7 protein-coding genes are annotated in these 6235 nt (G+C 66.7%); 6 read left to right on the forward strand and 1 reads right to left on the reverse strand.

What is annotated here, in order from left to right; all coding sequences use genetic code 11:
- The 3 genes from V7050_RS17010 to V7050_RS17020 all read left to right on the forward strand — a co-directional run.
- Nucleotides 1-1492: prohead protease/major capsid protein fusion protein (locus tag V7050_RS17010; protein ID WP_324410891.1), on the forward strand; the 1492-nt coding region annotated here is incomplete at its 5' end.
- A gap of 2 nt (nucleotides 1493-1494) precedes the next feature.
- Nucleotides 1495-1704 carry a phage head-tail joining protein gene (locus tag V7050_RS17015; RefSeq protein ID WP_324375737.1) on the forward strand — a complete coding sequence of 70 codons (210 nt, stop codon included), beginning with the start codon at nucleotides 1495-1497 and terminating at the stop codon, nucleotides 1702-1704.
- Between the two features lies 1 nt (nucleotide 1705).
- Nucleotides 1706-2050 (forward strand): DUF2190 family protein, encoded by a 345-nt coding sequence (locus V7050_RS17020; protein WP_324375735.1) that lies wholly within the window; start codon nucleotides 1706-1708, stop codon nucleotides 2048-2050.
- A 13-nt stretch (nucleotides 2051-2063) separates the two neighbouring features.
- Here the strand turns inward: V7050_RS17020 and V7050_RS17025 are convergent, their stop codons facing one another.
- Nucleotides 2064-3611, reverse strand: coding sequence for a hypothetical protein (locus tag V7050_RS17025; protein ID WP_324375733.1), 1548 nt, complete (start codon nucleotides 3609-3611; stop codon nucleotides 2064-2066).
- 486 nt (nucleotides 3612-4097) lie between these two features.
- Between V7050_RS17025 and V7050_RS17030 the strand changes: the two genes are divergently transcribed.
- The 3 genes from V7050_RS17030 to V7050_RS17040 form a co-directional block, all read left to right on the forward strand.
- Nucleotides 4098-4622: a DUF3489 domain-containing protein gene (locus V7050_RS17030; protein ID WP_324375731.1), complete on the forward strand. Its 525-nt coding sequence runs from the start codon at nucleotides 4098-4100 to the stop codon at nucleotides 4620-4622.
- Between the two features lie 56 nt (nucleotides 4623-4678).
- The gene (locus tag V7050_RS17035; protein WP_324375729.1) at nucleotides 4679-5122 is read left to right on the forward strand and encodes a DUF2924 domain-containing protein; all 444 of its coding nucleotides are present in this window, start codon (nucleotides 4679-4681) and stop codon (nucleotides 5120-5122) included.
- Nucleotides 5119-6235: recombinase family protein (locus tag V7050_RS17040; RefSeq protein ID WP_324375727.1), on the forward strand; the 1117-nt coding region annotated here is incomplete at its 3' end. The genes V7050_RS17035 and V7050_RS17040, both read left to right, overlap by 4 nt.

Below are 6235 nucleotides of genomic sequence, written 5' to 3' on the forward strand. Positions count from 1 at the left end.
CTGGCATGACGTGCTGGCGGGCATCCTGCGGCACGTCTCGGTCGGCTACTCCGTTGGGGGCTGGGCCGAGCCCCCCGAGAGGGGGGTGCGGCGGCTGACCGCCGTCCCGTGGGCCCCCCCCGATTTTTCCGTGGTGCCGACGCCCGCCGATCCCGGCGCCCACATTCGCATGGAGACAGAGATGACCGACACGACCACCACCACGGCCCCGCCCGAGGCGCCGACCACAGAGACCCGCGCTGAGGCGAACGCGGAGATCCGCTCCATCGCCCGCATCGCGGGGCTCGACCAGTCGTGGATCGATGGCCAGATCGACGGAGGCGCAGATCCCGACACTGCCCGCCGTGCGGCCTTCGAGGCGCTAGCCAGCCGCAGCGCACCGGCCATCCGAACCGAACAAGTCCGTGTCGAGATGGGCGAGAGCCAGGACGACCCCGCGCTCCGCGCCCGGCAGATGGGCGAGGCGCTCTACGCCCGCATCAACCCGCGCCACGAGTTGAGCGAGCCCGCCCGCCGCTACGCCTATTCGACCCCGGTCGACATGGCGAAGGAACTGCTGACCCTGCGTGGCGAGTCCACCATGGCGCTGTCGCCCGCGAGCCTCGTCACCCGCGCGCTGCACACCACCTCGGACTTCCCGATCATCCTCGGGGACACGGTAGGCCGGGTGCTACGCGACGCCTACCAGGCCGCGCCCTCGGGTATCCGCCGCCTCGGCCGCCAGACCACGGCGCGGGACTTCCGGGCGGTGAACAAGATCATGCTGGGCGAGGCGCCGCTGCTGGAGAAGCTGAACGAGCACGGCGAGATCAAGGCCGGGACCATGGCCGAGGCCCGCGAAGCCTACAAGGTCGAGACCTGGGCGCGGAAGATCGGCGTCACCCGGCAGGTTCTGGTCAACGACGACCTCGGCGCCTTCTCGGACCTCGCCCGCCGCATGGGCCAGGCCGCTGCCGAGACCGAGGCGAGGATCCTCGTCACCCTCCTCGAGGCGGGAAGCGGCAACGGGCCCACGATGTCGGACGGCAAGACGCTGTTCCACGCCGACCACGGCAACAAGGCGGGCACCGGGGCGGCGATCTCCGACGCGACCCTCTCGGCCGCCCGGCTGGCGCTCAGGACGCAGAAGGGCATCGAGGACCGCACGATCCGCGTGACGCCGCGCAATCTTCTGGTCCCGCCCGCGCTGGAGACCACGGCCGAGAAGTGGCTGGCCAGCATCGCACCCGCCACCGCGGCCGATGTGAACCCGTTCTCGGGCTCGCTCTCGCTGGTGGTCGAGCCACGACTGTCGAGCGCGACGCGCTGGTATGTCACCGCCGATCCCGGCGAGATCGACGGGCTGGAGTTCGCCTATCTCTCGGGCGCCGAGGGCCCGCAGGTCGAGAGTCGCTCGGGCTGGGACGTGGACGGCGTGGAGATCCGCGTGATCCTCGATTTCGGGGCCGGGTTCATCGACCATCGGGGCTGGTTCATGAACGCGGGCGCGTGAGCATGGCCGACCTCGCCCAGCTCACCGCTTGGCGCGATGCCCTGATGGCCGCCCGCTATCAGGGCGTCCGCACTGTCGAATACGACGGCAAGCGGGTCACCTACGCGAGCGACGGCGAGATGGCCGCCGCGCTCGCGGACCTCAACCGGAAGATCGCGGGCGCGACCGAGCGCATCTCGGTCGTCCGCATCCAATCCTCGAAGGGGCTCTGAGATGAAGAACTACCTCCAGAACGGCCACATCGTCCGCGTCACGACGCCTGCGGGCGGCATCGCCTCGGGCGACGCGCTGATCGTCGGCAGCATCTTCGGCATCGCCGCCTATTCCTCGGCCGAGGGCGACCCGGTCGAGCTCTCCACGACCGGCGTGTTCCAGCTGCCGAAGGCCAGCGCGGCGGCGCTGACGGTCGGCGCGCGTGTCGCGTGGGACAACACGGCCAAGCAGGTCAACGCGCCCGCTGCGGGGCGCTTCCCCATCGGCGTAGCAGTGGAGTCCGCGGGGAGCGGCGTCACCAGCGTCGCGGTGCGTCTGGATGGGGTGGCAACGGTGGCGGCCTAAAGAACACGGCAATTCAGGTCTTCGTGTTCGGCAGGTGCTTCCCGACATGCCCCACGACCATTTTCAAACGCTCTTGGTCGAAGATGAAGTGGATGGACGCACATGAGTTCGGGTCCCCGGCGCCAATGGTGATGTGGGGCTCGAACAGTAGCTTCTGGCCCTGATACTCAAACTCGTAATGGGCGCGGAACTTCCCGCGCGTCGTGTCGGAGATGTGCATGCTGCTTCGCTTTCCCCAGCCACGGTCGCGCAGATGCTGTAGCAGGTCTCCGCCGCTCCCCTTCTCCTCTCGATTCTTGCTCCAAGCTTCGACGATCTCGTCAAGGTCGGTCAACGCCTTGAAGATGTCGTAGGGACGCTGAAACGGGCTGGCCTCTGCGGCGGATGCGGCCGTGTCGAGGATCTCGACGTTGTTACAGCGTTTCGCCGCAGCCTGCACTGCCTCCGCGACGGAAGAGAACGAGAGGTCCTCTGACTCCACGGGCTGCGCGAGTTCGTCGGGGGCTCCAGCTCCTGCGGCGAAGAACACCTGCTGGTTGGCCCTGAGGTTGGCGTTTTCCGCCTCAAGGTCTCCAAGGCGTTTCTCGACCTCATCGAGCCGAGCAAGGTCACGCTCGTAGTCCGCCCAGAAGTCGTCGCCAGTTTCCTTCTTTTCAACGAGAAGCTTCTGCCTTTCAGCAGCGTCAGCACGCCGGATCACATCGGCAATTCGTCCGTCCGGCACATAGCGAAATGCTGCGACTGCAAATATCGCTCGTTCGATTGTTCGGGCCGCGACCTCAGGCCCGACCTGCTCAATCCAAGCCCCGAAAAACAATCGGTGGCTTCGCGGGTCGGACTCCTTCGAGAATCCGGGCCAATAGATCCGCGCCGCTCCGTTGAAGCAAGACAACTGCCGACCAACCTCGTCGGCAAAATCCCACGTTAGCTCAGGGTCATCGACCCGAACCACCACTGCCACGCCGGCGAGGTTCCGTGCCAGCTTCGCGGGATCGATCTGATTGAGTTCTCCCCGGGCATACGGCGACAATAGAACCACGGGGAGCCTTCGGAGGTCACTCGTAAGGAGGGCTAGTAGGTCATTCAGGCCTTCTTGCTCTAGGGTATAGGGTTCGGCCTTGACCTGCATCTCTCCGATGAAGGCGGGAGTCTTCGTGCAGATATCGCGGACCGCGCGCGGCGATCCGAAGAGCAGCCTCGCAGGCGAGACACTGTACTCGACAGACTCGATGGATATGAGATGCTCGACCCCACACCGATCACCGAATTGACCGACGCGCACCTCGTTCGCCCACCTCAACCCATCATCGTTGTCATCTGGAAAGGACCAGCGGATGCGGACTACGCGCTCGTCGCCGTCCTGGTAGACCGATGAAGATAGCGAATGACGTTCCGGAACACCTTCCTGGGCGCCCACGACTTCCGGGTCGAAGTTGAAGTCAGGAAGCTGCCGCCGGCCCTGATAGTGCCGAACGATCCAGTCTTGGTAGGTCGATAGAACGCTTGCGATGCCGTTTTCAGCCGCCACATCGAACCGACATGCGTAAACAAGACGAGCCATGAACCACCCCTGACGGATCGAATGTTGGTAACAACAGCGCCATACTGAGGATCAGAAGCGGTGCAATCAAGCGCCATCGGCTCGCGAACTCCTGCGGAACATCGGCGCTGTCCCGTGTCGCATCCGTGTTGCACGGAGGAATCGGGGCTGATCGTAAGCCTTTGGAATCTTTGGGGAGTGTTCGGGACGGGCTTGTAACACGACGCGACACGCAAAAGCCGCCCGGTGGGCGGCCTAAGTCTTTGATATCTTGTCGGAAAGTTTGGTTGCGGGGGCAGGATTTGAACCTACGACCTTCAGGTTATGAGCCTGACGTATCCGCTTGCCAGAACTTCCTGCTGGACTTCTCCCGGGCACAGAGCGTCACTGCACTCACATGGCGACGCGGGGTGTCGCCACGGAGTCCCCGCCCGACGGCACCGTTTCGGGCCTTCGGTCAGTACCAGGCCGCGCAATCCACGCCGCCCCTGACAGAAGGATCGAACCATGCCAAGGCTTTCCGATACTCAGACCATCCTGCTCACTGCGGCTGCAGCGCGTCCGGATCTGCGCCTCCTTCCCGTCCCAGACAGGATCAGGCTGAAGGGCGGGGCGCTCGAGAGGACGGTCAAGGCCCTGTTCGATCGGGGCTTCGTCACCGACGGCACCGGGACCGGCCCGACGGCGCAGCCGACCACGGACAGCAACCGGCTTGTCGTCACGCCGAAGGGCCTCGCAGCGATCGGCGTCGAGATTCCGGACGCGGGGCCACCCGCATCCGGGGATTGCCGGAGTGCCCGTCGCAGCACCGATGCATCCCTCCGGCCCGACCGTCCCGGCGGCAAGCTCGGCATCCTTCTCGACGCGGTCGCACGGCCGACGGGCGCGACGCTCGATGAACTGGCCACTGCCACCGCCTGGCTGCCACACACCACCCGCGCCGCCCTTGCCCGGCTCCGCCAGCGCGGCTTCGATGTCCGCCTCGTGACGACGGACGGACGCAAGGCCTATCGCCTTGTCGAGGCGGCCTGATGCCGAACCTGGTAGCAAGAGATGGCGCGGAATTCGCGCCGTCTGAAGGTCTGCCTTTGGACGAGCGCATTGCCGGCCTCGCCGGGTTGCCGATCGCCGAGCTGCGAATGGTCTGGTCGGACTCATGGGGCACGCCGCCACCGAAGGGCGCCCGGCGACGCCTCTTGATGCTCGGTATCGCCTGGAAGTGTCAGGCAGACACTCTCGGCGGAATGTCGCGGCAACTGGAGCGCCGGCTCGCGGCCCTCGAAGCTAGCTTCGGTCAGGGCGGCACGGTCGATGCGCGGGCTGCGAAACAGGCAAGCGCTCCGCGGCTCCTCCCCGGCACCCGGCTGATGCGGGCCTGGGGCGACGAGAGGCACGAGGTCATCGTCACCGAGACCGGATTCCTCTGGCGCGGGAAATGCTGGACCTCGCTCTCGGCCATCGCCCGGGCGATCACCGGAAGCCGCCGCAACGGTCCGGCCTTCTTCGGCCTGCGCGACGGAGATGCGGCATGACAGGGACGAAGGGTAGCCGCAAGACGAGCCGCTGCGCGATCTACACCCGCAAGTCCACCGAAGAGGGACTGGACCAGGACTTCAACTCGCTCGATGCCCAGCGCGAGGCCTGTGCGGCCTACATCCTCAGCCAGAAGCACGAGGGCTGGACCGCGATCCCTGACCGCTACGACGACGGCGGTTTCTCCGGCGGCTCGATGGAGCGCCCTGCCCTGACCCGGCTGCTGGCCGCCATCGAGGCCGGCAAGGTCGATGCGGTGATCGTCTACAAGGTCGACCGACTGACCCGGTCGCTCGCCGACTTCGCCCGCATCGTGGCGATCTTCGACGCAGCCGGCGTCTCCTTCGTCTCGATCACCCAGGCCTTCAACACCACCACCTCGATGGGCCGGCTGACGCTGAACGTGCTCCTGAGCTTCGCCCAGTTCGAGCGCGAGGTCACCGCCGAGCGCATCCGTGACAAGATCGCCGCCTCGAAGGCCAAGGGCATGTGGATGGGCGGCATCGTCCCGATGGGCTACCGGGCCGAGGGGCGCAATCTTGTGCCGGAGCCGGAGGAGGCCAGGCAGGTCAAGCGGATCTTCGAGCGCTACCTGGCGCTCGGCTCGGTGATCGCGCTGAAGGCAGAGCTCGACGCCGCGGGCATTCGCACCCCCCTGCGCCGGCACCGGAACGGTCGCACCACCGGTGGCACCGCCTTCTCCCGTGGCAAGCTCTACGCCATGCTCGCCAACCCGGTCTGCGTCGGCCGCATCCGGCACCGGGACAAGGTCCATCCCGGCCAGCATGATGCGATCATCGGGGAGAGCCTCTGGGAGGCCGTGCAGCAGCGCCTCGCTGCCAACCGCCGCCGGCAGGCGACCGGAGGATCCGCTGGTGACCCAAGCCCGCTCGCGGGCCGGGTGTTGGATCCCGATGGTCGGAGGATGCGCCCGAGCCATGCCCTGAAGAAGAGGCGGCGCTACCGCTACTATGTCAGTGCTTCCCTGATCGAGCAGGGCGTCGCTCATGGCGCGCGGGGCTGGCGCATCCCGGCGGCCGAACTGGAGGCGGCCGTTGCCCGGACCATCGCCGCCAAGCTCCGGGATCCGGCGTTCCAGGCACGGATGATCG

It is taken from the genome of Amaricoccus sp., from assembly GCF_036846665.1.
In the GTDB taxonomy this organism is placed as follows: Bacteria; Pseudomonadota; Alphaproteobacteria; order Rhodobacterales; family Rhodobacteraceae; genus Amaricoccus.